The organism is Pseudomonas moorei, assembly GCF_008801475.1.
In the GTDB taxonomy this organism is placed as follows: Bacteria; Pseudomonadota; Gammaproteobacteria; order Pseudomonadales; family Pseudomonadaceae; genus Aquipseudomonas; species Aquipseudomonas moorei.
In genome coordinates this window covers 16,627-40,561 of record NZ_VZPP01000002.1, presented here as the reverse complement: position 1 = coordinate 40,561, position 23,935 = coordinate 16,627, and the positions used below count along the sequence as shown (strand labels likewise).

The following is a 23,935-nucleotide window of genomic DNA, read 5'->3' as shown; positions in this document are numbered from 1 at the left end:
TGACTGCGTCTATCGAGAACCCCATGCCTCAACCGCGTCCCTACAAAGTTGCACTCAACGGCTACGGCCGGATTGGTCGTTGCGTCTTGCGTGCGTTGTTCGAGCGAGGCGAGAAGGCCGGGTTTGAAATTGTCGCGATCAACGATCTGGCCGACATGGCCAGCATCGAATACCTGACACGCTTCGACTCCACCCACGGGCGCTTTCCCGGCGAGGTGAAGGTCGACGGCGATTGTCTGCATATCAATGGCAACTGCGTGAAGGTCCTGCGCAGTGCCACCCCCGAAAACATCGATTGGGCGTCCCTGGGCGTCGATCTGGTGCTGGAGTGCTCCGGCGCCTACCACACCCGTGCAGACGGCCAGCGTTTTCTCGACGCCGGCGCGCCCCGGGTGCTGTTTTCCCAGCCGATGGCCAGCGAGTCGGATGTCGACGCCACCATCGTCTACGGCGTGAATCAGGATTGCCTGACCGGTGATGAACTGCTGGTGTCCAACGCGTCCTGCACCACCAACTGCGGCGTGCCGTTGTTGCGCCTGCTGGATCAGGCGATTGGTCTGGAATATGTGTCGATCACCACCATTCACTCGGCGATGAACGATCAGCCGGTGATCGATGCGTATCACCACGAAGACCTGCGTCGCACCCGTTCGGCGTTTCAGTCGGTGATTCCGGTTTCCACTGGTCTGGCGCGCGGCATCGAACGCCTGTTGCCGGAACTTGCCGGGCGAATTCAGGCCAAAGCCGTACGGGTGCCAACGGTTAACGTGTCTTGCCTCGACATTACGATGCAGACCGTCAGCGATACCGACGCCGTCGAGGTCAACCGGATCCTGCGTGAGGCTGCCACCAGCGGCCCGCTCAAAGGCCTGTTGGCCTACACCGAGCTCCCCCATGCAAGCTGTGATTTCAATCATGACCCACATTCGGCCATCGTCGATGCCAGTCAGACCCGTGTTTCCGGCCCCCGGCTGGTCAACATCCTGGCCTGGTTCGACAACGAATGGGGTTTTGCCAACCGAATGCTGGATGTAGCAGAACATTATCTGCAAACAGCTACTTCACTTTCTGTCTCTACAAAACAGTAACTCAGGAAATGCGACCCATGACCGTGTTGAAGATGTCCGACCTCGATCTGCAAGGTAAGCGCGTATTGATCCGCGAAGACCTCAACGTCCCAGTCAAGGACGGAGTTGTCACCAGCGACGCGCGAATCCTGGCTTCGCTGCCGACCATCAAGCTGGCCCTGGAAAAAGGCGCGGCCGTGATGGTTTGCTCGCACCTTGGCCGTCCGACCGAGGGCGAGTTCTCGGCCGAGAACAGCCTCAAGCCAGTCGCCGACTACCTGAGCAAGGCCCTGGGCCGTGAAGTGCCGCTGGTGGCTGATTACCTGGGCGGCGTCGACGTCAAGGCCGGCGACATCGTGCTGTTCGAAAACGTGCGCTTCAACAAGGGCGAGAAAAAGAACGCTGACGAACTGGCCCAGCAATACGCCGCCCTGTGCGACGTGTTTGTGATGGACGCCTTCGGCACCGCTCACCGTGCCGAGGGTTCGACCCACGGCGTGGCCAAGTTCGCCAAAGTTGCTGCGGCAGGTCCCCTGCTGGCTGCCGAGCTGGAAGCACTGGGCAAAGCGCTCGGCGCCCCGGCCAAGCCAATGGCCGCCATCGTCGCGGGCTCCAAGGTGTCGACCAAGCTCGACGTGCTGAACAGCCTGAGCCAGATCTGCGACCAGTTGATCGTCGGCGGCGGCATCGCCAACACCTTCCTCGCGGCTGCCGGTCACCCGGTCGGCAAATCCCTGTACGAGCCGGACCTGCTCGACACCGCTCGCGCCATCGCCGCCAAGGTCAGCGTGCCGCTGCCGGTGGACGTGGTAGTGGCCAAGGAATTCGCTGAAAGCGCCGAAGCGACCGTCAAGCTGATCGCCGACGTGGCGGCCGACGACATGATCCTGGACATCGGCCCACAGACCGCCGCGAATTTCGCCGAGCTGCTGAAATCGACGAAGACCATCCTGTGGAACGGCCCGGTCGGCGTGTTCGAATTCGATCAGTTCGGTAACGGCACCAAAGTGCTGGCCCAGGCCATCGCGGACAGCGCGGCGTTCTCCATTGCCGGCGGTGGCGACACCCTGGCCGCTATCGATAAGTATGGCGTTGCCGGGCAAATCTCCTACATTTCTACCGGTGGCGGCGCGTTCCTCGAATTCGTCGAAGGCAAAGTGCTGCCTGCCGTTGAAGTCCTGGAAAGCCGGGCCAAGGCCTGAGGGTCGCCCGTTTGACCTGGCAAGGGAGTGTTCACATGGTCAAGACGCTAGCGCTGTTGGTCGTCGCGGGCTCACTGGCGGCTTGCGGGAGTAACCCGAAAGCCACGCCGGAGCCTGCACCGGTTGCGCCCCAGAACGGCTGCTACCAGGCCGAGTGGCAGGCGGAAACCAATCCGGTGATCAACAAGCGTTCCGGGCCTGATGGCCTGGACAAATACGAGACACAGACTCCCGCCAAGGAACATGGTTGCCCTTGACGGGTCTGACTGATTACTCAGGGCTGGCGGCGTGTGCTGTCAGTCGAGGAGCACGGATGAAAGGTTTTATCGCCGTCGCGGCGTTGTCGTTGCTGGCCGGTTGTTCTCAGTTGAACCTGTTCCAGTCGTCCGCTCCTGTGGATAACTGGACCACCTGGACCTGCGACAGCCAGGCCAAAGTGCTTTGGCGCTACACCGATGACAGCCGCAAGGCAGTTGACGTGCGCCTGGGCGGTGCCGATCAGGTCTACCGCTTGAAGCAGGAACCGGGCGCGTCCGGTTCGTTGTACAGCGACAACATGCTGGCTTTTCACATAAAAGGTGAGGAAGGCCTGGTTTACTGGGTCGCCACCAATGATTTGATCGGGCGTGGTTGTAAAGCGCAATGATTGACACACCACGGACCCAATGTGGGAGCGAGCCTGCTCGCGATGGTCGTTAACGATAACGCTGGCTATCTGGTTAAACGCGTTGTCCAGAAGTCCATCGCGAGCGGGCTCGCTCCCACAGGGATCTTTGTAGTGTTTGAGGTTTTGGTAACACCGAATTCGCAGCCCGGGCCAACCCCCGATCTGCAATAACTTGAATAGCCGCCGCCGCTACGGCAGGCTGGCACGATTAACGACCCAAACCGGGAGAGACACACACAATGGCACTTATCAGCATGCGCCAGATGCTGGACCACGCAGCCGAGTTCGGCTACGGCGTTCCAGCCTTCAACGTCAACAACCTTGAGCAGATGCGCGCCATCATGGAAGCCGCTGACAAGACTGACTCCCCGGTGATCGTCCAGGCTTCGGCCGGTGCTCGCAAATACGCCGGCGCGCCGTTCCTGCGTCACCTGATCCTGGCGGCAATCGAAGAATTCCCGCACATCCCGGTGTGCATGCACCAGGACCACGGCACCAGCCCTGACGTCTGCCAGCGTTCCATCCAGCTGGGCTTCAGCTCGGTGATGATGGACGGCTCCCTGGGCGAAGACGGCAAGACCCCGACCGACTACGACTACAACGTCCGTGTCACCCAGCAAACCGTGGCCATGGCTCACGCCTGCGGCGTTTCGGTAGAAGGCGAGCTGGGCTGCCTGGGTTCGCTGGAAACCGGCATGGCCGGTGAAGAAGACGGTATCGGTGCCGAAGGCGTTCTGGATCACAGCCAGATGCTGACCGACCCGGAAGAAGCCGCTGACTTCGTCAAGCGTACTCAGGTCGATGCCCTGGCCATCGCCATCGGCACCAGCCACGGCGCCTACAAGTTCACCAAGCCACCTACCGGCGACGTGCTGGCGATCGATCGCATCAAGGAAATCCACAAGCGCATCCCGAACACTCACCTGGTGATGCACGGTTCGTCTTCGGTTCCGCAAGAGTGGCTGGCGATCATCAACCAGTACGGCGGCGACATCAAAGAAACCTACGGCGTACCGGTTGAAGAAATCGTTGAAGGCATCAAGCACGGCGTGCGCAAGGTCAACATCGACACCGACCTGCGTCTGGCATCCACTGGCGCAATGCGTCGCCTGATGGCCACCAACCCGAGCGAATTCGATCCGCGTAAATTCTTCGGCGCCACCGTAACCGCCATGCGCGACGTGTGCATCGCTCGCTACGAAGCCTTCGGCACCGCGGGCAACGCTTCGAAGATCAAGCCGATCTCCCTGGAAGCGATGTTCCAGCGTTACCTGAAAGGTGAGTTGAACGCCAAGGTCAACTAAGCCTCCAGCGTTTTATTTGCATGAAAAACCCGTCGGAAGGCGGGTTTTTTTATGGGCGTGTTAAAAGTCGAAGCTTGAATCTATTCATTTTATTAGTTGTAGGAAGAGTTGCTCAATGAGCAGGTATTTTTCCGTTTGTTTTGGTGGCCTTTGACAGGGTATAGGGCATGCGCTAAATGAGTTTGTCGATGGCTGGATTGCCATCGATTTTGTTTATTCATGGAAGAGGAACTTGAGCATGTTTTCTGGAAAAAATATCAAGCAACCAGGTCTTTATGTTTTATCGATGTTGTTCATGGGGGCTGGCTCGGCCGGTGCCCATGCTGCAGACCGCTTCTTTACGGCCTCAATTGATAGCAAGGGTGCAGTGATAAGGCAGTCACCCGAATGGATCAGTGGTGTGAAACATTACCCCCGGCCGGGATATTTTTCTGAATATGAAATATCCCTCAAGGCTGGCGTATTTGAGCGAGCGTCAGAGTTCTGCTCTGTATCAGTAACCGATGTTGAGTCATACGACGATTTGTTATTCGCTCAAGCCAAACTGGCTGGAACGCCGACGACGCGTAAGTTGAAAGTGATCACCCAAATATCAGGCAGTTCAGAAAAGGATGTGGGGACGTCGAAGAGTTTCATGCTGATGTGCGTTCGCTAGACTTCAGGACGAGCAAGTGATCCGGCGGGTTTTCGGTCGCGCCGGGTCACTCTGTTGCAGCCTCGTCAGGTGTTTCGGGACTTGAAGGACAAGACCGTTATTTATCGTGATCAATGTCCAGCTTGCTGAACGTCACCATCCCGCCCTCGCTGGTATATCCGGTGTTGTCCTGCACATACACCCCGGCCTTGAAGTACAACGGTTTATCGCGCCACGTCGCGCTGATATTGGTATCCCACTGGTAACCCGCCGCGCTGATGCCAAGCGCGCCGCCAGGGCTGAGGTGGATAAGGTAGGAGAACTGCTGATTGAGTTTCACACCGGTGGCGATGGTGATCACCCGGCCCTCATCGTCATCGGGGTGCATGCGCACTTTGGCGACGATGTTGCCGGTCAAGGTCGAGGTCTTGTATTGGTACTCGACCTTCACCAAGGGCTTCTGGCTTTTATAGGCATGGATCTGGCCAATCACGATCTTGCCCGAACTGGGTACCTGGTTCACCGCCAGGGTGGCGCGCAGGGAGTTGTCGGCGTCCGGGTAGTACCAGTTTTTCAGCGTGCCATTGCTGTAGGTTTCCCGCAGTTCGGTGCGTGGGTAAATGGCGTTTTCAGTGCGCGAGCCGGTCACCGGGGTCCAGAAGAACAGCGTGCCGGTGTCGGAATGGAAGTATTGATCCTTGAAGCCGTTCACCAGTTTGGAGGTTTCAACGGTGTACGGCGGACTGCCGACGGGAACGCTGAGGTTCCAGGTTGCGAGGTCGATCATAGTCAGAAACTTCCACGAATTTTTACTGCACGCGCGTACCAATCGCTCTAGCACGCGCCTTTGGGCGGCCTTTATAAGCGTAGAGGACTTTTTTGTTAATGCCCGTCTGGCGGTTTGCTGGCGCCAACATCCTGTCGAAATGCCATCTATGCCAGTTTTAGCGGGCTGTAGCGCCGACCGTTAGTCGGCAAATGAACCCTTCAGTTAAATGATGGCGCTCTGACACCTTCTGATTTTCCGGATCCGGGTCTAGAGTGAAGGCTTAGTATTTGTCCGGTTTTCACAAGAGCCCGGCCTGACGTCCCGAATATAGAGAAGCAGCATGGAATGCGCCCACCCGAAGCCAGTCGAAGGCAGCTCAACCTTATTAATCGTCGACGATTACCCTGAAAACCTGATCAGCATGCGCGCGTTGTTGCAGCGCCAGGACTGGCAAGTCATCACCGCGGCTTCGGGTTTCGAAGCCCTCAGCCTGTTGCTGGAACACGATGTCGACCTGGTGCTGCTGGATGTGCAGATGCCGGGCATGGATGGTTTTGAAGTCGCGCGCCTGATGCGCGGCAGTCAGCGAACCTGCCTCACACCGATAATTTTCCTGACGGCCAATGAACAGTCCCAGGATGCCGTGATCAAGGGTTATGCCAGTGGCGCGGTGGATTACCTGTTCAAGCCGTTCGACCCGCAAATTCTCAAGCCCAAGGTTCAGGCATTGCTGGAGCACCAGCGTAATCGCCGGGCATTGCAGCGCCTGAGCCATGACCTGGAAGTCGCTCGCGCCTTCAATGCCTCGGTGTTGGATAACGCCGCCGAGGGCATTCTGGTGGTTGGCGAAGACGGCCGGATCGGCTTTGCCAACCCGGCGATCTCGCGGCTGCTCACGGCCCCGGTGCAAGAACTGCAAGGCCGGGAGTTTCTGGATTTCCTGCAAAAACCGCATGTCCCGGTCTGGGCCGATTCGGATCTGTTGGCCGGGTACAGGCGCGGCGAAACCTTGCGCCTGCATGATGCGCTGCTGCGTACCGCGCCCGGTCAGCAGGTGCCGGTGGCCCTGTCCTGCGCGCCGTTGCCCGCCGAACAGCGGGCAATGGTGGTGACGATCCAGGACATGTCGGTGGTGCGTCACCTGCATCAGCAACTGGAATCCCAGGCGGTCACCGACCCGCTCACCGGGCTGCTCAATCGGCGCGGTTTTTACCAGACCGTGGAGAACCTGCTGCTGCGCGGCGAACGCTCCGACAGTGCCTGGGTGCTGTTGTACCTGGACCTCGATGGCTTCAAGCGAGTCAACGATTCCCTCGGTCACGATGCCGGCGACCGGGTGCTGCGTTGGGTTTCCGAGCAACTGAAGGCCTGCCTGCGGCCGTTCGATATCCTGGCGCGCATGGGCGGCGACGAATTCACCGCGTTTCTGGACCTGGAATTCCCGGAGCAAGCGGCCAAGATCGCGGAAAAACTGATCGAGCGGGTTTCGATTTGTCAGCAGATCGACGGTCTTGATATTGCCTTGGGTGCGAGCATCGGCATCGCCACATTCCCGGATTGCGGTGCCAATCTGGACGGTTTGCTGCGGGCTTCCGACATCGCCATGTACGAGGCCAAGCGCGCCGGGCGACAGCAATATCGCTTTTACGATCATGAAATGAATGGACGGGCACGCTCGCGGCTGATGCTCGAAGAAAGTGTGCGCACGGCCATCGAGAATCGCGATTTCAATCTGGTGTATCAACCCCAGGTGTCCATCGCCGACGGGCAGATTCGTGGCTTCGAGGCGTTGCTGCGCTGGCAGCACCCCAGCGTTGGCGATGTGCCTCCAGGGCTGTTTTTGCCATTGCTGGAAGAGGCGCGGTTGATCAGTCGGCTGGGCAGCTGGATTTACCATCGCGGTGCCGGGCAGCGCAAAGCCTGGGAAGCGCTGTTTGCCGAGGATCTGGTGCTGGGCGTCAGTTTGAGCAGCACGCAATTTGCCATGCCCAATCTGGTCACCGAGTTGCGCCAGGTGCTGGAGCGACATGGCTTGCAGGCGCGTCATCTGGAAGTCGAGGTGACGGAAGCGGCCTTGATGCATCATCCGGAAGAAACCCGTAAACAGCTGCGTTTGCTGCGTAATCTTGGGGTCCGGGTCGCGCTGGATGACTTCGGTTCCGGCCCATGCTCGCTGGCTCATTTGCGCGATCTGGAACTGGATACGCTCAAACTTGACCGCCATTTAATCGCCCGGCTACCGGATTCTTCACGGGATGCAGCGCTGGTGCGCAATGTCATCGAGCTGTGCAAGCAGTACGGGATGCTGGTGATTGCCGAAGGGGTGGAAACCATGGCGCAGTACGACTGGCTGCAAGCCCATGGCTGCGAGTATGTGCAGGGCTTTCTGGTATCGCGTCCGATGATGGCCGAGGACATCGGCCACTTTGCGCAGCCGTTTGACTGGAGCGCGCTGACTGGCTGAATTCGCTACACTGGCGACCTTTTCGTCACTTGTGTTGCCGCACCGATGACCGCGTTGAAATACCTCCAGGCTTATCCCGCCACGTTGCAGGACCAGGTACGCCAGTTGATCGCTGACGATCGGCTGGGCGACTACCTGAGTCAGCGTTATCCGGAAAAACACGGCGTGCAGAGCGATAAGGCGCTGTACACCTACGCGCTCGACCTCAAGCAGGAATACCTGCGCAACGCCCCGGCCATCGACAAGGTGTTGTTCGACAACCGTCTGGACCTGACCCACCGTGCGCTCGGCCTGCACACCACGATTTCCCGGGTGCAAGGCGGCAAGCTCAAGGCCAAGAAGGAAATTCGCATCGCCTCGCTGTTCAAGGAAGCGCCTTCCGAGTTTCTGAAAATGATCGTGGTGCATGAGTTGGCGCACTTCAAGGAATCCGATCACAACAAGGCGTTCTACAAACTGTGCGAACACATGCTGCCGGGCTATCACCAGGTGGAGTTCGATGTGCGGGTGTACCTGACCTGGCGGGATATGCAATAAAAGAAAAGGATCGTCAGATGGATGTCAGCAAGACCAAAAGCAGCTTCTACCGTCGACTGTATGTGGCGTATCTGATCGACAGCGGGCTGGCCAGCAGCGTCCCGGCATTGACCGAGGTCACCGGGATGCCACGACGCACGGCCCAGGACACCATCGCCGCGTTGGCGGACCTGGATATCGTTTGCGAGTTCGAGCAGGAAGAGGGCGCACGCAACCACGCCGGGCGCTATCGGATTCGCGAGTGGGGAGCGATCGATCGGGGATGGATCGAGCGCAATTTGCGGCAGATCAAGGCGGTGCTGGAGTATCCCTGAGATTTTGTGGCGCCGATGATGAGGCCATCGCGGGCAAGCCACGCTCCCACAAGGTTTGTATCGTTCGCAAAAACTGTGGGAGCTGGCTTGCCAGCGATGGAGCCCTTACTGGCGACGCATGCCTATATGTGGAATGCCATCCTCGACATACTCCTCACCCGCCACCACAAACCCGTACCGCCCGTAGTACCCCTGCAAATGCGCCTGGGCAGAGAGGTAGATCGGGATCTCGGGCCAGTACTTTTCGGCCTGCTTCAGCGCCTGGGCCATCAGCTCGTGACCTAGCCCGGTGCCCCGTGCAGCGGGAGCAATGACCACTCGCCCGATCACCACGTCGCCGCCCTGTAGCTCGGGGTCCAGCAGGCGCAGATAGGCCACCAGGCGATCGCCGTCCCACGCCATCAAATGGCAGGTGTCACCTTCCAGGTCCTGGCCATCGATATCCTGATAGACGCATTTCTGTTCGACGACAAATACCTCTGCGCGCAATTGCAGAATGGCGTACAGCTGTTCCTTGCCCAGATCGCTATGGTGTTTGCAGACCCAATCGATTGTCATGTTCCTGATTCCCTGAAAACGTCCCTGAGATACTAAGCGCCTCGACGCTGGATGTCTTGAAGGCGGAGAAATCTGTGAAAAAGACCAAAATGCCATCATTCATTTCTCGCGCCGCTGTCTTCTTTGTGTAATCTGGGATCAAGCGATGTGCAGTGGCTTCAATGAGCTAACGTTAGTGCCTGGGCGTGCCGGTACGGGGCTTGGAGTTTGGCTGAAAACACGTCGGGCAGCCCGCCCGCTAAGGATTTTCTAGCATGCCGCGATTGCATCGAGCCTTTGCTTTGATTGGATTGCTGTTGCTGACTCAAAGTGCCGCGGCGGAGAAGCTGCGACTGGTGGCGGATGCCTGGCCTCCGTTTACCGACGCCACGCTGATCAATGGTGGGTTGGCCACCGATATTGTCAGCACCGCCCTGGCGCGCGCCGGCTATGCCAGCGATTTCGAGCAGGTGCCTTGGGCACGCGCACTGTTGGGCGTGGGCGAAGGACGCTACGACGTGCTGGTCAACGCCTGGTACACCGACGAGCGCACAAAGCTCGGCCAGTTTTCATCTGAGTACCTGCTCAATCGCGTGCGCTTTCTCAAGCGCAAGGACGCGCCAATCGAATTCAACAATTTGCAGCAACTGCACACCTATCCGATCGCGGTCGTGCGTGGCTATGCCTATTCGGCGGCGTTCGATGAAGACGAATCCCTGCAGAAAATCCCGGTACACAACTTTGCCATGGCCGTGCGGATGGTCGCCGCCGACAGGGTCAAGCTGACCCTGGAAGACGAGTACGTCGCCCGGTATTACCTGGCCCGTGAATCAGCCAAAGTGCGCAACGCCGTGGAGTTTCTGCCCAAGCCCCTGAGCGAGAACAGCCTGCATATCCTGGTCAGCCTGAAGAACCCGCAGCATGAGCAGATCGTCGCGAGTTTCGACCGCGAGATCGCGGCGATGAAGGCGGATGGCAGTTATGAGCGGTTGATGAAGCAGCATGGGATGTAGGCTTTGTGGCGGGGCTGATGGCCTCATCGCTGGCAAGCCAGCTCCCACAGTATCCGGTGGGTTACAAAGGGTTTGTGTCCAACCCATTTCCCTATGGGTTACATAGGATTTGTGTCTACCCCATTTCCCTGTGGGAGCTGGCTTGCCAGCGATGACGTCCGTCAGGACGCCGCAGCCCTCAATCCTCGCTCGTATCCTTGATCAAATGCGCCGCCAGCGTCCTTAGCGGCCCCAGTTGCCGGCAGATCAACGCCAGTTGTGTCTGAACCAGCCGTTGGCCTTCATCGATTTCATCGGGCATCTGCTCAAGCGTATTGGCCAGCGCTTCTTCCTCATCACTCTGAATGGCAATCGCCGCTTTGCTGGCAAGCCCTTGGGCGATTTCGTCGATGCTGGCGGCCAGCTTCACGCCGGCGCCTTCGATCAACTGCTCGCGAACATCCGGCGGCAGTTGGGTTTCCCGGTGTGCGCCCAGTCCAGACAGGTAACTGAGCAATGTGTGCGAGAGCACCAGGAAGCGGAAGCCAACATCGGCCTCCTTACGGAAATGCCCCGGCTCCATCAGCATGTTCGCCAGCGTGGTCGACAGCGCCGCGTCAGCGTTGTGCGCGTTGCGCCGGGCCAGGCGATACGCCAGGTCGTCGCTCTTGCCAGCGGCGTATTGCTGCATGATCTGGCGCAGATAAATGCTGTTGCAGGTCAGGGTATTGGCCAGCACCTTGTTCAGGCGTCGACCCTGCCAGTCCGGCAGGAACAGCAGCACCGCGAGCCCGGCGATCAGCCCGCCGAGCAGGGTGTCGAGCAGCCGTGGCAGAAACAATCCGTAGCCGTCGCCCACCTGGTTGAAACAGAACAGCACCATCAAGGTAATCGCCGCCGTCGCCGCGGTGTAGCGGGTGGTGCGGTTGGTAAAGAACACCACCCCGGCGGCAATCGCGAAGCACGACTGGATCAACGGATTGGGGAACAAGTCGAACAGTGCCCAGGCCAGGGTCAGGCCGATGGCGGTGCCGATGATCCGTTGACCGAGCTTGCGCCGGGTCGCGCCGTAGTTCGGCTGACAGACAAAGAGCGTGGTCAGGATGATCCAGTAGCCCTGGGACGGGTGGATCAAATGCACCATCGCGTAGCCGACGCTCAGGGCCAAGGGCAAACGCAGGGCGTGGCGGAACAGCAGGGACGTCGGCGTCAGCTGCGTGCGCAGGCGTACCCAGACATCCTTGAGGTTGCGTGGCGAGCGGTCGAGCAGGCTGCTGTCGGTGGCGTCGGCCAGGGCGTCGGGGTTGCTGGCGTCGCTGAGCAAACGGTCAAGGGTGGCGAGGTTGGCCGCCAGTGCCCGCAACGAGCGCAGCAAACCGCGCCAGGCCGGGTTGCTCTGGATGCGCAGGTGTTCGAGGGAGGCGTGCAGGTCGCTCAGGGCTTCGGCGAAGCTTGCGTCATAGATGAACGGCTGGCGCATCTGGATCGATTCGGCCAGCGCCCGGCAGGCCTTGCCCTGCTGACGCAGCAGGCGTTGGCAGCGGAACAGCACGTCACTGTGGAAAAACGCCTCGGCCAGTGCGTTATACGGGTAGTGCGAGGAGCTGGCGCGTTCGTGGATGTCCTGGGCGAGAAAGTACAGCTTCAAGTAACGGCTGACTTTCGAGCCCGGCCGACCGTTGCCGACCCGATGCAGGATGATTTCCTTGGCGGCGTTCAGCGCGGCGACCACGCGACCGTTCTGCTGGGCCAGTTCCAGGCGCCGTGCTTCCACGTCCAACTGGCGGATCGGCTCGAACAGCGACGACTTCAACTTCAGGTAAAAACCCAATTCACGGAACAACCGCGCCAGGCTTTGTTGCACCGGCTGATTGGAAAACAGCGCCTGCCACAACACCGACAGAAAACCGTACCAGGCCGCACCGGCCACCAGTAGCACGGGTTCGTGCCAGAAATCGGTGACCGCGCCGCCGCGCTGGTCGACGCCGATCATGGTGTAGACCGACAGAATCAGCGTCGCCGAGGCAATCGCGCCATAGCGTTCGCCCAGGGCACCGAGCATCGTCAGGCAGAACGCAGCCAGGGCGAAGGCAATGATGAAAATGATGGGGTAGGGGAACAGCAGTTCAACCGACAGCGCGGCGACCAGGAAACACACCAGCGTCACCGCCAGTGCGTTGAGTCGACCTTGCCAGCTATCGTCGGTCTCGGCCAGGGCGCTGGCGATAATCCCCAGGAACAGCGGGATCAGCAGCCCCATTTCATCCTGATACCAACACAGCGCCATGGTGCCGGTCAGGGCGATGAACACCCGCACGCTGTAACTGAATTTATCCAGCGCCCAAAGGCGCCGCAAAGACTGACGAAACGAGGTCGATGACATGAAGTGCGAGGGCCTTCCGAGGCGATGACGCTAAATTGAGCCAGTAATGACGCCGACGCAATGGCGCCGATCACATCTGACAGCAAAATCTGTTCCTTTGAGATCCTGTGTCGACCGCAATCTTTGAGATTGATATAGAACCCTGTGGAAGCTGGCTTGCCAGCGATAGCGACCTGGCAGTCAACAAAGACGTTGGATGTACCGGCCTCATCGCTGGCAAGCCAGCTCCCACAGGAATTGTATTTACATTGGTCAGACGTACTGCGCAGCAGCGTAGCCGGAGGCCCAGGCCCACTGGAAGTTGAAACCGCCCAGGTGCCCGGTTACGTCGAGCACTTCGCCGATGAAGTACAGGCCAGGGCTTTTCAGCGATTCCATGGTCTTGGACGAGACCTCGTTGGTATCGACGCCACCCAGGGTCACTTCGGCGGTGCGGTAGCCTTCGGTGCCGGCCGGCACGATTTTCCAGCACGCCAGTTTTTCGGCGATGGCAGCCATTTCAGCGTGGGTGTACTGCTTCATCGGTTTGGAGACGAACCAGTTGTCCGCCAGGAGGTTGGCCATCTTCTTGGTGAAGATTTCACCGAGCAGGGTTTTCAGCTCGCTGTTGGGGCGTTCGGCTTGTTGCTGTTGCAGCCAGGACGGCACGTCATGGTCGGGCATCAGGTTGATCTCGACCGTGTCGCCGGGCTCCCAGAACGAAGAAATCTGCAGAATCGCCGGGCCACTCAGGCCGCGGTGAGTGAACAGGATGTTCTCGCGGAAGCTCTGGTCATTGCAGCTCACCAGGCAATCGACCGAAGTGCCGGACAGCTCGGTGCACAGTTCCTTGAGCTGATCGGTAATGGTGAACGGCACCAGCCCGGCGCGGGTTGGCAGCAATTCGTGGCCGAACTGCCTGGCCACCTGATAGCCGAAACCGGTGGCGCCCAGGGTCGGAATCGACAGGCCGCCGGTGGCGATCACCAGGGATTCACAGGTGACCTGGCCCAACGTGGTGTCCAGCAGGTAGCCCTTTTCGAGCTTCTCGATGGTCTGGATCGAGGTGTCCAGGTGCAGGCTGACGCCGACCTGATCACACTCGTTGAGCAGCATTTCGAGGATGTCGCTGGATTTGTTATCGCAGAACAACTGGCCGAGCTTTTTCTCGTGGTACGGCACGCCGTGCTTGGCGACCATGCCGATGAAATCCCACTGGGTGTAGCGGGCCAGGGCGGATTTGCAGAAATGCGCGTTCTGCGAAAGGAAATTGCCGGGTTCTGTGTACATGTTGGTGAAATTGCAGCGGCCGCCGCCTGACATCAGGATTTTCTTGCCGGCCTTGTTCGCGTGGTCGAGCAACAGCACCTTGCGCCCGCGCCCGGCGGCTGTCAGCGCGCACATCAACCCTGCGGCGCCAGCGCCAATGATCACGACTTCGGTAGAGCGCAAAACGGTGTCCTCAGACAAAATTCATGTTCCCCAGAAACCATTGTGGGAGCGGGCTTGCCCGCGATGGCGGACTGACAGGCAAAATGAATGTTGAATGTACTGACCTCATCGCGGGCAAGCCCGCTCCCACAGGGTCGGTGGCGTTTTTTACAAAATACGCACGCGCAGCGAACGGCCCTTGATCTTGCCGTCGTTCAGGCGCTGCAGGGCTTGTTTGGCGATGCCACGCTCAACCGCCACATAGGCCTGGAAATCGAAAATCGCAATCTTGCCCACCTGAGCGCCGGGAATACCGGCATCGCCGGTCAGTGCGCCGAGAATGTCGCCCGGGCGTACCTTGTCCTTGCGGCCGGCACCAATGCACAGGGTGCTCATCTGTGGCAGCAGCGGACCACCACCCTGGGACGTGAGGTTGTCCACCTGGTCCCAGGTCAACGGCGATTTCTGCAACTGTTCGATGGCTTGGGCGCGCTGCGCTTCGGACGGCGCCACCAGGCTGATCGCCAGGCCTTTCTCACCGGCGCGACCGGTACGGCCGACGCGGTGGATGTGGATTTCCGAGTCACGGGCCAGCTCGACGTTGATCACCATGTCCAGCGAGTCGATGTCCAGGCCACGTGCTGCAACGTCGGTGGCGACCAGTACCGAAGTACTGCGGTTGGCGAACATCGCCAGGACCTGGTCGCGATCACGCTGTTCCAGATCGCCGTGCAGGCCGACGGCGGAAATGCCTTTGGCGGTCAGGTGATCGACGGTTTCCTGAACCTGCTGCTTGGTGAAGCAGAAGGCTACGCAGGACGCCGGACGGAAGTGGCCCAGTACCTTGGTCACCGCGCTCATGCGCTCTTCCGGGGAGATTTCGTAGAAGCGCTGCTCGATCTGTGTGTCGTCGTGGAACGCCTCGGCCTTCACTTGCTGCGGGTTACGCATGAACTTCGAGGCCAACTGCTTGATGCCCACCGGGTAGGTGGCGGAGAACAGCAGGGTCTGGCGACGTTCCGGGGCCTGCATGATGATTTCTTCGATGGAATCGTAGAAACCCATGTCGAGCATGCGGTCGGCTTCGTCGAGGATCAGGGTGTTCAGGCCGTGGAGCACCAGCGAACCTTTGCGCAGGTGCTGCTGAATGCGCCCTGGAGTGCCGACGATGATGTGCGCGCCGTGCTCCAGCGAAGCGATCTGCGGGCCGAGGGACACGCCGCCGCACAGGGTCAGGACCTTGATGTTGTCTTCGGCACGGGCCAGGCGACGGATTTCCTTGGCGACCTGGTCGGCCAGCTCGCGCGTCGGGCACAGGATCAGTGCCTGGCAACCGAAGTAGCGCGGATTGATCGGGTTCAGCAGGCCGATACCGAAGGCCGCGGTCTTGCCGCTGCCGGTCTTGGCCTGGGCGATCAGGTCCATCCCCTTGAGGATCACCGGCAAGCTTTGCGCCTGGATCGGCGTCATCTGGGCATAACCGAGGGAGTCGAGGTTAGCCAGCATGGCGGCGGACAGCGGCAAAGTATTAAAAGCGGTGGCGATGGTGGTCACGGGACTGGCCTGCAAAACAAAATGTCGCGCAGTGTACCAGCCCGATGGCCATTCGCCCTAAGGCTCGATGTGTTCTTCCGGACGTTTGACGCGCCGTCCGTCTTCTCTTGAGAGCTGCGAGAAGATCGTCGCGGCCAGCATCGCCATGATGCCGACGGTCACAAAGGTCAGTTGGAACGCGCCCAGCACGGTTTCCACGCCGTCATTTCCGATCTCCGCCGTGAAGCCGCCAAGCAACGCACCGGCGCAGGCCACGCCCAGGCTCAGGGACAATTGCGCGACCACCGACAGCAGGCTGTTGCCGCTGCTGGCACTGGCGTCGTCGAGGTCGATCAGGGTCACGGTGTTCATGGCGGTGAACTGCAAGGAGTTGATTGCACCCAGGACCGCCAGCAGGCACAGCAGCAACCAGTACGGCGTCTGTTCACTGACCAGGCCCATGCTCGCCAGCATGATGCCCAAGGCCAGGGTGTTGCCGGTCAGCACGATGCGGTAGCCCAGACGCTCGATCAGCGGGCGCGCCACCCACTTGGCGATCATCGCGGCAGCCGCCAGCGGCAGCATGCTCATCCCGGCCTGGGACGGTGAATAGCCCAGCGCCACTTGCAGCAGCAACGGCACCAGAAACGGCAGGGCGCCGCTGCCCAGTCGGGCGAACAGATTGCCCAGAATGCCGACGGCAAAGGTGCGGGTCTTGAACAGCGAAGGCGCGAACAGCGGGTTTTCGATGTGTCCGGCACGAAGCCAGTAGGCCGCCAGGCAAGCCATGCCGCCGAACAGCAGCAACATCACCCGCAGGTGCGGCAGGTGCAGTTCGCCCAGGCCTTCCATGGCGATGGTGATCAGAATCATCGCCGCGCCGAACAGCAGGAAACCCAGGCTATCGAAACGGGTGCGCTCGTTGCCGCGCAGGTCCGGGATGAATTTCCACACGGCATAACAACCGACCACCCCCACCGGCAGGTTGATCAGGAAGATCCAGTGCCACGTCAGGTATTGCACCATCCAGCCGCCCATGGTCGGGCCGATCAACGGGCCGAGCAGGCCGGGAATGGTGATGAAACCCATGATTCGCACCAGTTCCGAGCGTGGGTAGGCGCGCAGCACCACCAACCGCCCGACCGGCAACATCAGGGCGCCGCCCAGGCCCTGGATGACCCGGGCGCCGATCAGCAGGGTCAGGCTGGTCGACAGCGCGCACAGCAATGAACCGATGCTGAACAGCAGGATCGCGCCGAAGAAGATTTTCCGGGTGCCGAAGCGATCGGCGATCCAGCCCGAAGCCGGGATCAGCAAGGCGACCGTGAGCATGTAGGCGATGATCACACCTTGCATGCGCAGCGGGTCTTCGGCCAGGTCTGCGGCCATGGCCGGCAGGGCGGTATTGAGGATCGTCCCGTCGAGGGACTGCATGAAAAAGGCAATGGCGACGACCCACGGCACCCAGCGGGCGGTGACAGCGTCGAGAGGTGGGCGGTTGGGCATGGGACCTCGTGTTAATGTGAGCTTTACACCATTCCTGTAGGAGCGAGCCTGCTCCGGGCGGCGTTTCGACGATGAACTCAAGGACGCCGCGGGGTATCAGGTTCCCCGCGCTATCGTTCACCACCATCGCGAGCAGGCTCGCTCCTACAGGGTTTTGCGCTTTTACAGGGTCAAGGTAAGTTTGCTGACCAGCGCCCCCGGCAACAACGCCGAAGCCGTGGCCCGCTGGCTGTAGGTACTGGCCGATAACAGCATCTCGCGTTCCTGGGTCAACGCCTCCAACTGCGAACCGAGCAGGCTGAAGGCGCTGTCGTCGAAACGCATGGTGCTGACCGGTGCCTGAATCTCGCCGTTTTCGACCCAGAACGTCGCAAACCGGGTCATGCCGGTCAGGCGCGCCGCCGGTTGGTCCGAGTAGTTCAGGTACCACAGGTTGCTGATGTACAAGCCGGTGCCCAGCTCCTTGAGGATTTCCGATTCAGGCAGCACGCCGCCCTTCATGTTCAAGGCACTGGGTGATTCGCCGCCGCTGGCGCCGTTGGCGGTCAGGCCATATTCGGCGGCACTGCGAGAACCCACCAATTGCGCCCCGGCCTTGCCCTCGACAATCAACTTGAGATCACTGCGCGGATAGCCTTCGTCGGAGAACGCCGGGCTCAACGAGCCGCTGACCTTTTCGTCCAGCGAGACCTGCGGGCTGAACGCCTGGTCGCCCCCGTAGAGCTTCTGCAGCGGGCTGTTTTTGCTGGCAATCGACTGCGCCGAAAAACCGCCCCAGCACAGCATGCTCATGATCTCTTCCAATGCGGCTGGCGCAAGATAGGCGCGGTACTGGCCCGGCGCCAAGGTGCGCAAGGGGCGGCCCAGGAACTCAAGCTGCTCGCGGGCCTGCCGGAAGCGCCTGGCGAAGCCTTCGCTGCTCCAGTCGTGCCCGGCGTAGCTGGCTTTCACCGCCTGGCCGTTTTCATGAAACAGGCTGAAATCGAAATTGAAACTGTTGGCCTGATGCCAGCCGAAGGCGCCGGAGGAGCTGGCAAAGCCACGGCTGATGTGACCGGCGGCATAGAAACCGACCAGATCCAGGCCTTGCGCGGCTTGAGCGATTTCAGCGACCACTTGCTCGGTGTCCGGCAGCGGATGCTCCTGCACGTTCTTGCTCTGCCAGCTGTTGTAGTTCAGCAGCAGATACGGGTCCTGCGGCAGCAGCGGCAAGGTTTCCCGCAGCTGTTGCAGGCCTTCGGACAGACGCTGCAAGTCGACGTCGGGGTCGCCAGCCAGGGTGATGTGCAAATCCGCATGACGACCCTCGTTGATCAATTTCAAACCGATGCTTGCCTGCTGCACTTGACCGGACTGGCGCACCTTGGCGTGGTTGAAACGGACGAAAGCCGACGACTCGGCGGCATAACTGAGGGTGAACTGTTCCGGTTCGCGCAGGGCTTCACGCAAACCGGCGACCAATGCCTTGAACGACTCGGCCTGGGTTTTCGATGGACTCATCAGGCGTCTCCTCCGAACACATCCACATGGCTGAACACACAGGCCGGCGAGGCATGGCCGACGCGGATCACCTGATTCGGTTCGCCTTTGCCGCAGTTGGGGGTGCCGAGCACCTCGAAGGTGCTGGCATCGCCGACAGCGTTGAGGCTCTTCCAGAACTGCGCGGAAATCGCCCGGTAATTCGGGTTTTTCACCACGCCCTTGAGTTCGCCGTTTTCAATCAACTGGCCCCATTCGCAGCCGAACTGGAACTTGTTGCGTGCATCGTCGATGGACCACGAGCGGTTGGTGCTCATCAAGATGCCGTGCTCAATGTTGCCAACCAGTTGCTCCAGCGGCTGATCGCCAGGCTCGATGTTGAGGTTGGCCATGCGGTCGATCGGCGGGCGGTTCCAGCCGCAGGCGCGGCTGTTGGCGACGCCTTCCAGGCCGGCGCGGAATTGCGACAACGCGCCACCCAATGGCCGCAGCAGCAGGCCTTCACGGATCAGGAACTGTTTGCTGGCGGCGCTGCCATCGTCGTCATGGCCGTAACTGGCGAGTTGTTCGGGGATGTCCGGGTCGAAGGTCACGTTGAGCAGTTTCGAGCCGTATTGCAGGCGGCCGAAGTCTTCGGCTTTGACGAAGCTGGTGCCCGCGTAATTGCGTTCGTCACCGAGGATGCGATCCAGCTCCAGCGGGTGGCCGATGGATTCATGGATCTGCAGCATCATCTGGTCAGGCATCAGCAGCAGATCGCGCGGGCCTTGGGGCGTGTTCGGCGCCAGCAGCAATTGCAGCGCCTGGTCGGCGACGGTCGGCCCGGCACCGACCAGGCCGCAACGGCTGATAACGTCGGCGCCACCTTGTTGGCCGAAGTTCTCGCGACCGAGGCTGCGGGTCTGGCTGTCGTTGCCGTCGTAGGCGGTGACGTCGAGGCCGGGGTAGACGAAGCGTTGAGCCTGACGCAATTCGGCGCCGGCGCTGTTGAGGTAGATCTGCTCGACATGGGTGATGCCGATGCTCACCTGCCAGTTCACCAGGCGCTCGTCCTTGGGCACGGCGGCGGACTCGTCGCCGAGCAACTGGTAGCAGTCGCTCAGGGACGGGAACGGCTGGTCGAGGTTCGGCGAAAAGTAATCGGCGCAAGCACTCGACACGGCATGTTCGCGCAGGTCCAGCAAGGCGTGGGGCTTGAGGCGGCGAGCTTGCTGTTCGGCACGTTCGAGGGCGGCTTGCAGGCCCTGTTGCGACAGGTCGTTGGTGGCGGCGTAGGCTTCGACACCGTTGACCCGCACCGTCAGCATCGCGCCTTCGTCACGGCTCAGGCTCGGCGGTTCGGCGACGTTCTTTCGCACCGACAGGTACTGACCGGACTCGCGCACATAACGCAGGGAAAAGAATTCAGCGCCCGTGCGCAAGGCAGCAAAACGCTGCTTGAGCTGGGGATGGAAATCGAACATTCGGGAACCTCCTTGGTGTGGAGCATCGATGTTGCGAGGGGAGGGTGAAACGTTTGCGTGGCGCTAGAGTAGGCCTGTGCGGGGGGTGGGATCAAGGTTGGAGCGGTGCGGGAGGGGATTGCTGTGTCTGGCAGGAAAATATGTACTGGTTTGCCCGGCCTCATCGCGGGCAAGCCCGCTCCCACAGGATTCGCGTGATTTCAAAATCGACGCATAACCTTGTGGGAGCGGGCTTGCCCGCGATGGAAGCGGCGCAGTTCTACGCCTTACGCCGTCTGGCCTACTTCACGCAGCGGCTTGCCCTTGACCGGCGCATCGCCGGCGACGTAGTAGGCAGCCTTGCTGCGCGGCAGCGGCTTGCGACCGCGGATTTTGTCGGCGATTTTCTCGGCGATCATGATCGTTGGCGCGTTGAGGTTGCCGGTGGTGATGATCGGCATGATCGAGGCATCGACCACACGCAGGCCCTGCAGGCCGTGCACGCGACCTTCGCCATCGACCACGGCCATCTCGTCGGTGCCCATCTTGCACGAGCAGGATGGGTGGAACGCGGTTTCGGCGTGCTCGCGGATGAACTTGTCCAGTTGCTCGTCGGTTTGCACTTCGATGCCGGGGCTGATTTCGCGGCCACGGAAGGCGTCCAGTGCCGGCTGTTGCATGATTTCGCGGGTCAGGCGGATGCCGTCGCGGAATTCCTGCCAGTCCTGCTCGGTGGCCATGTAGTTGAACAGGATGCTCGGGTGCTGGCGTGGGTCCTTGGACTTGGCCTGGATGCGACCACGGCTCGGCGAACGCATGGAGCCCATGTGCGCCTGGAAGCCGTGCTCTTTCACACCGTTGCTGCCGTTGTAGTTAATCGCTACCGGCAGGAAGTGGTACTGGATGTTCGGCCACTCGAATTCCGGACGGGTGCGGATGAAACCGCCGGCTTCGAACTGGTTGCTGGCGCCGATGCCGGTGCCGTTGAACAGCCATTCGGCACCAATGGCCGGCTGGTTCCACCACAGCAGCGACGGGTACAGCGAGACCGGTTGGGTGCACGCGTATTGCAGGTACAGCTCCAGGTGGTCCTGCAGGTTTTCACCGACGCCCGGCAGGTCGTGGACCACCGGAATATCGAGCTTTTTCAGCAGTGCGGCCGGGCCGACACCGGAGCGTTGCAGGATCTGCGGCGAGGCGATGGCGCCGGAGCACAGCAGCACTTCCTTGCGTGCCTTGACCTCGACGCGCTCTTCGGCGGCGCCGACCAGGTAACGCACGCCGACCGCACGCTTGCCTTCGAACAGGATCTTGTCGGTCAGGGCGTGGGTGACGATGGTCAGGGTCGAACGCTTCTTGGCGATGTCCAGGTAGCCGCGCGCGGTACTGGCGCGACGGCCCTTCGGCGTCACGGTACGGTCCATCGGGCCGAAACCTTCCTGCTGGTAGCCGTTCAAGTCTTCGGTGCGCGGGTAACCGGCCTGCACGCCGGCTTCAACCATGGCGTGGAACAGTGGGTTGTTGCCGGCTTTGGGCGTGGTCACGCTGACCGGGCCGTCGCCACCGTGGTAATCGTTGGGGCCGATGTCGCGGGTTTCGGCTTTGCGGAAATACGGCAGGCAGTCCAGGTAGGTCCAGTCTTCCAGGCCTGGCAGTTTGGCCCAGCCGTCGTAGTCCATGGCGTTGCCGCGGATGTAGCACATGCCGTTGATCAGCGAAGAACCGCCCAGGCCCTTGCCGCGCCCGCACTCCATGCGACGACCGTCCATGTGGGGTTCCGGATCGGTTTCGTAGGCCCAGTTGTAGCGACGGCCTTGCAGCGGGAACGCCAGGGCGGCCGGCATCTGCGTGCGGAAGTCGGAACGGTAGTCCGGGCCGCCCGCTTCGAGCAGCAGGACGGTGACGCCTTCGTCTTCAGTCAGACGGGTCGCCAGGGTGTTACCGGCCGAGCCGGCACCGATGATGATGTAATCGAATTCTTGGGACATTGAATGCACCCTCTTTAGATGTGGTCAGGTCGGACCCAGGCGAGTGCTGCGCACTCGAATCGCTGGCAAGCCAGCTCCCACAAGGATTGGGGGCTGCCACAGATTTGGTGGGCGACACCAAACCTGTGGGAGCTGGCTTGCCAGCGATGACGGCCCGGCAAGCAATACAGGACTCGGGTCTTAGAACACCGAGACGTAATCGCCCAGCTCGACCTGTACCGATTTGATGCGGGTGAAGTTGTTCAGCGAGCTGATGCCGTTCTCACGACCCACACCCGACTGCTTGTAGCCGCCAACCGGCATCTTGGCGTCGGATTCGCCCCAGGCGTTGATCCAGCAGATACCGGCTTCCAGTTGATGAATCACGCGGTGGGCGCGGTTCAGGTCGCGGGTGACGATACCGGCGGCCAGGCCGAAGTCGGTGTCGTTGGCGCGACGGATCACTTCTTCTTCGGTTTCGTAGGTGAGGATCGCCATCACCGGGCCAAAGATTTCTTCACGGACGATGGTCATGTCGTCGGTGCAGTCAGTGAATACGGTCGGCGCGACGAACGCGCCCTTGGCGAATTCGCCGTCGGTCAGACGCTCGCCGCCGCACAGCAGGCGGGCACCTTCTTCCTTGCCCTTGGCGATGTAGCCCAGCACGCTTTCCATGTGGGCGAAGCTGACCAGCGGGCCGAAGTTGGTGTTTTCATCTTGCGGATTGCCGACGCGAATGCGCGCAACGCGCTCAACGATCTTGGCTTCGAAGGCGGCTTTGAGGTGGCTCGGCACGAATACGCGGGTGCCGTTGGTGCAGACCTGACCGGAGCTGTAGAAGTTGGCCATCATTGCGGTGTCGGCGGCGCGATCGAGGTCGGCGTCGTCGCAGATGATCAGCGGGGATTTGCCGCCCAGCTCCATGGTCACGTCCTTGAGCGAAGAGCTCGAAGCGCTGGCCATGACTTTCTTGCCGGTGTCGGTGCCGCCGGTGAACGAAACTTTTTCGATGCGTGGGTGCTCGGTCAGCCAGGTGCCGACTTCGCGGCCGCTGCCGGTCAGGACGTTGAATACGCCAGCCGGAACGCCTGCCTCGGTGTAGATCTCGGCCAGTTTCAGGGTCGTCAGGGATGTGACTTCGCTAGGCTTGAAGATCATCGCGTTACCGGCCGCGAGGGCTGGCGCGGATTTCCACAGGGCGATCTGAATCGGGTAGTTCCACGCGCCGATACCGGCCACGACGCCCAGCGGCTCGCGACGGGTGTAGACGAACGAAGTGGTGCGCAGCGGGATCTGCTCGCCTTCGATGGCAGGCACCAGGCCGGCGTAGTACTCCAGCACGTCAGCGCCGGTGACGATGTCGACGTAACGGGTTTCGGAATATGCCTTGCCGGTGTCCAGGGTTTCCAGGGCGGCCAGCTCGTCATTGCGCTCACGCAGGATTTCCACGGCGCGACGCAGGATGCGCGAACGCTCCATCGCGGTCATTGCCGCCCAGATTTTCTGACCCTTTTCAGCGCTGACCACCGCGCGCTCGACGTCTTCCTTGGTTGCGCGCTGTACGGTTGCGAGGACTTCACCGTTAGCCGGGTTGATGGCTTCGAAAGTGGCGTCGCTGCTGGCGTCGGAGTACGCGCCATCGATGTAGAGTTTTTGCAGTTCGAAACGGGCCATATAGTCCTCGCAAGAGCATAAGTGGTTGGCGTTAACCACCGGGCGTGCCGTGGA

General features: G+C 60.8%; 20 protein-coding genes. 10 read left to right on the top strand and 10 right to left on the bottom strand.

Translation table 11 applies throughout. The features are described 5' to 3' along the window. The first annotated feature begins 23 nt into the window (after positions 1 to 23). The 6 genes from epd to F7R06_RS03075 all read left to right on the top strand — a co-directional run bounded on the left by epd (position 24) and on the right by F7R06_RS03075 (position 4,895). Entirely contained in the window at positions 24 to 1,088 is a 1,065-nt protein-coding gene (epd, locus tag F7R06_RS03100; RefSeq protein ID WP_090325941.1) for an erythrose-4-phosphate dehydrogenase, read from the top strand. A 17-nt stretch (positions 1,089 to 1,105) separates the two neighbouring features. Next, on the top strand, positions 1,106 to 2,269 hold the full coding sequence (locus tag F7R06_RS03095) for a phosphoglycerate kinase (protein ID WP_090325938.1): 1,164 nt from the start codon (positions 1,106 to 1,108) through the stop codon (positions 2,267 to 2,269). Positions 2,270 to 2,304: 35 nt separating this feature from the next. After that, a complete protein-coding gene (locus tag F7R06_RS03090; protein WP_090325935.1) occupies positions 2,305 to 2,526 on the top strand; it encodes a hypothetical protein in 222 nt (73 codons plus the stop codon). 56 nt (positions 2,527 to 2,582) lie between these two features. Beyond that, positions 2,583 to 2,915: an MliC family protein gene (locus F7R06_RS03085; RefSeq protein ID WP_090325932.1), complete on the top strand. Its 333-nt coding sequence runs from the start codon at positions 2,583 to 2,585 to the stop codon at positions 2,913 to 2,915. Between the two features lie 260 nt (positions 2,916 to 3,175). Then, a complete protein-coding gene (gene fba, locus F7R06_RS03080) occupies positions 3,176 to 4,240 on the top strand; it encodes a class II fructose-bisphosphate aldolase (RefSeq protein ID WP_019694035.1) in 1,065 nt (354 codons plus the stop codon). Between the two features lie 238 nt (positions 4,241 to 4,478). Continuing rightward, positions 4,479 to 4,895 carry a hypothetical protein gene (locus F7R06_RS03075; protein ID WP_090325929.1) on the top strand — a complete coding sequence of 139 codons (417 nt, stop codon included), beginning with the start codon at positions 4,479 to 4,481 and terminating at the stop codon, positions 4,893 to 4,895. Between the two features lie 97 nt (positions 4,896 to 4,992). Here the strand turns inward: F7R06_RS03075 and F7R06_RS03070 are convergent, their stop codons facing one another. After that, positions 4,993 to 5,661, bottom strand: coding sequence for a polysaccharide lyase family 7 protein (locus tag F7R06_RS03070; RefSeq protein WP_090325925.1), 669 nt, complete (start codon positions 5,659 to 5,661; stop codon positions 4,993 to 4,995). 322 nt (positions 5,662 to 5,983) lie between these two features. Between F7R06_RS03070 and F7R06_RS03065 the strand changes: the two genes are divergently transcribed. From F7R06_RS03065 to F7R06_RS03055, 3 genes are read left to right on the top strand one after another with little or no spacing between them, the layout of a single operon-like run. After that, on the top strand, positions 5,984 to 8,107 hold the full coding sequence (locus F7R06_RS03065; RefSeq protein WP_090325923.1) for a putative bifunctional diguanylate cyclase/phosphodiesterase: 2,124 nt from the start codon (positions 5,984 to 5,986) through the stop codon (positions 8,105 to 8,107). Positions 8,108 to 8,152: 45 nt separating this feature from the next. After that, on the top strand, positions 8,153 to 8,644 hold the full coding sequence (locus F7R06_RS03060) for a M48 metallopeptidase family protein (RefSeq protein WP_090325921.1): 492 nt from the start codon (positions 8,153 to 8,155) through the stop codon (positions 8,642 to 8,644). A 17-nt stretch (positions 8,645 to 8,661) separates the two neighbouring features. Beyond that, the gene (locus F7R06_RS03055; RefSeq protein WP_007894945.1) at positions 8,662 to 8,958 is read left to right on the top strand and encodes a winged helix-turn-helix domain-containing protein; all 297 of its coding nucleotides are present in this window, start codon (positions 8,662 to 8,664) and stop codon (positions 8,956 to 8,958) included. Between the two features lie 105 nt (positions 8,959 to 9,063). Here the strand turns inward: F7R06_RS03055 and F7R06_RS03050 are convergent, their stop codons facing one another. Further along, the gene (locus F7R06_RS03050; protein WP_090325918.1) at positions 9,064 to 9,516 is read right to left on the bottom strand and encodes a GNAT family N-acetyltransferase; all 453 of its coding nucleotides are present in this window, start codon (positions 9,514 to 9,516) and stop codon (positions 9,064 to 9,066) included. Between the two features lie 254 nt (positions 9,517 to 9,770). Here F7R06_RS03050 and F7R06_RS03045 point away from each other — a divergent pair, with 254 nt between their 5' ends. Next, positions 9,771 to 10,508: a substrate-binding periplasmic protein gene (locus F7R06_RS03045; protein WP_090325916.1), complete on the top strand. Its 738-nt coding sequence runs from the start codon at positions 9,771 to 9,773 to the stop codon at positions 10,506 to 10,508. Between the two features lie 178 nt (positions 10,509 to 10,686). Here F7R06_RS03045 and yccS read toward each other — a convergent pair whose 3' ends face one another. The 8 genes from yccS to betB form a co-directional block, all read right to left on the bottom strand. Beyond that, positions 10,687 to 12,870: a YccS family putative transporter gene (gene yccS, locus F7R06_RS03040; protein WP_090325914.1), complete on the bottom strand. Its 2,184-nt coding sequence runs from the start codon at positions 12,868 to 12,870 to the stop codon at positions 10,687 to 10,689. 252 nt (positions 12,871 to 13,122) lie between these two features. Then, positions 13,123 to 14,301: a BaiN/RdsA family NAD(P)/FAD-dependent oxidoreductase gene (locus F7R06_RS03035; protein WP_090325910.1), complete on the bottom strand. Its 1,179-nt coding sequence runs from the start codon at positions 14,299 to 14,301 to the stop codon at positions 13,123 to 13,125. Between the two features lie 147 nt (positions 14,302 to 14,448). Further along, on the bottom strand, positions 14,449 to 15,786 hold the full coding sequence (gene dbpA / locus F7R06_RS03030; protein WP_231977978.1) for an ATP-dependent RNA helicase DbpA: 1,338 nt from the start codon (positions 15,784 to 15,786) through the stop codon (positions 14,449 to 14,451). 105 nt (positions 15,787 to 15,891) lie between these two features. Then, a complete protein-coding gene (mdtD, locus tag F7R06_RS03025) occupies positions 15,892 to 17,319 on the bottom strand; it encodes a multidrug transporter subunit MdtD (protein WP_090325909.1) in 1,428 nt (475 codons plus the stop codon). Positions 17,320 to 17,481: 162 nt separating this feature from the next. Further along, positions 17,482 to 18,819, bottom strand: coding sequence for a TldD/PmbA family protein (locus F7R06_RS03020; protein ID WP_090325906.1), 1,338 nt, complete (start codon positions 18,817 to 18,819; stop codon positions 17,482 to 17,484). After that, a complete protein-coding gene (locus F7R06_RS03015; protein ID WP_090325904.1) occupies positions 18,819 to 20,261 on the bottom strand; it encodes a TldD/PmbA family protein in 1,443 nt (480 codons plus the stop codon). Before F7R06_RS03015 ends, F7R06_RS03020 begins: the two co-directional genes overlap by 1 nt. A 266-nt stretch (positions 20,262 to 20,527) precedes the next feature. Further along, the gene (betA, locus tag F7R06_RS03010) at positions 20,528 to 22,228 is read right to left on the bottom strand and encodes a choline dehydrogenase (protein WP_090325901.1); all 1,701 of its coding nucleotides are present in this window, start codon (positions 22,226 to 22,228) and stop codon (positions 20,528 to 20,530) included. A 180-nt stretch (positions 22,229 to 22,408) separates the two neighbouring features. Beyond that, positions 22,409 to 23,881 carry a betaine-aldehyde dehydrogenase gene (gene betB / locus F7R06_RS03005; protein ID WP_090325899.1) on the bottom strand — a complete coding sequence of 491 codons (1,473 nt, stop codon included), beginning with the start codon at positions 23,879 to 23,881 and terminating at the stop codon, positions 22,409 to 22,411. Between the last annotated feature and the right edge of the window lie 54 nt (positions 23,882 to 23,935).

Bases quoted from the DNA above. Each gene is read 5' to 3' on its own strand.
- epd (WP_090325941.1), top strand. From the start codon at position 24: ATGCCTCAACCGCGTCCCTACAAAGTTGCACTCAACGGCTACGGCCGG.
- F7R06_RS03095 (WP_090325938.1), top strand. From the start codon at position 1,106: ATGACCGTGTTGAAGATGTCCGACCTCGATCTGCAAGGTAAGCGCGTA.
- F7R06_RS03090 (WP_090325935.1), top strand. From the start codon at position 2,305: ATGGTCAAGACGCTAGCGCTGTTGGTCGTCGCGGGCTCACTGGCGGCT.
- F7R06_RS03085 (WP_090325932.1), top strand. From the start codon at position 2,583: ATGAAAGGTTTTATCGCCGTCGCGGCGTTGTCGTTGCTGGCCGGTTGT.
- fba (WP_019694035.1), top strand. From the start codon at position 3,176: ATGGCACTTATCAGCATGCGCCAGATGCTGGACCACGCAGCCGAGTTC.
- F7R06_RS03075 (WP_090325929.1), top strand. From the start codon at position 4,479: ATGTTTTCTGGAAAAAATATCAAGCAACCAGGTCTTTATGTTTTATCG.
- F7R06_RS03070 (WP_090325925.1), bottom strand. From the start codon at position 5,661: ATGATCGACCTCGCAACCTGGAACCTCAGCGTTCCCGTCGGCAGTCCG.
- F7R06_RS03065 (WP_090325923.1), top strand. From the start codon at position 5,984: ATGGAATGCGCCCACCCGAAGCCAGTCGAAGGCAGCTCAACCTTATTA.
- F7R06_RS03060 (WP_090325921.1), top strand. From the start codon at position 8,153: ATGACCGCGTTGAAATACCTCCAGGCTTATCCCGCCACGTTGCAGGAC.
- F7R06_RS03055 (WP_007894945.1), top strand. From the start codon at position 8,662: ATGGATGTCAGCAAGACCAAAAGCAGCTTCTACCGTCGACTGTATGTG.
- F7R06_RS03050 (WP_090325918.1), bottom strand. From the start codon at position 9,516: ATGACAATCGATTGGGTCTGCAAACACCATAGCGATCTGGGCAAGGAA.
- F7R06_RS03045 (WP_090325916.1), top strand. From the start codon at position 9,771: ATGCCGCGATTGCATCGAGCCTTTGCTTTGATTGGATTGCTGTTGCTG.
- yccS (WP_090325914.1), bottom strand. From the start codon at position 12,870: ATGTCATCGACCTCGTTTCGTCAGTCTTTGCGGCGCCTTTGGGCGCTG.
- dbpA (WP_231977978.1), bottom strand. From the start codon at position 15,786: ATGCTGGCTAACCTCGACTCCCTCGGTTATGCCCAGATGACGCCGATC.
- mdtD (WP_090325909.1), bottom strand. From the start codon at position 17,319: ATGCCCAACCGCCCACCTCTCGACGCTGTCACCGCCCGCTGGGTGCCG.
- F7R06_RS03020 (WP_090325906.1), bottom strand. From the start codon at position 18,819: ATGAGTCCATCGAAAACCCAGGCCGAGTCGTTCAAGGCATTGGTCGCC.
- F7R06_RS03015 (WP_090325904.1), bottom strand. From the start codon at position 20,261: ATGTTCGATTTCCATCCCCAGCTCAAGCAGCGTTTTGCTGCCTTGCGC.
- betA (WP_090325901.1), bottom strand. From the start codon at position 22,228: ATGTCCCAAGAATTCGATTACATCATCATCGGTGCCGGCTCGGCCGGT.
- betB (WP_090325899.1), bottom strand. From the start codon at position 23,881: ATGGCCCGTTTCGAACTGCAAAAACTCTACATCGATGGCGCGTACTCC.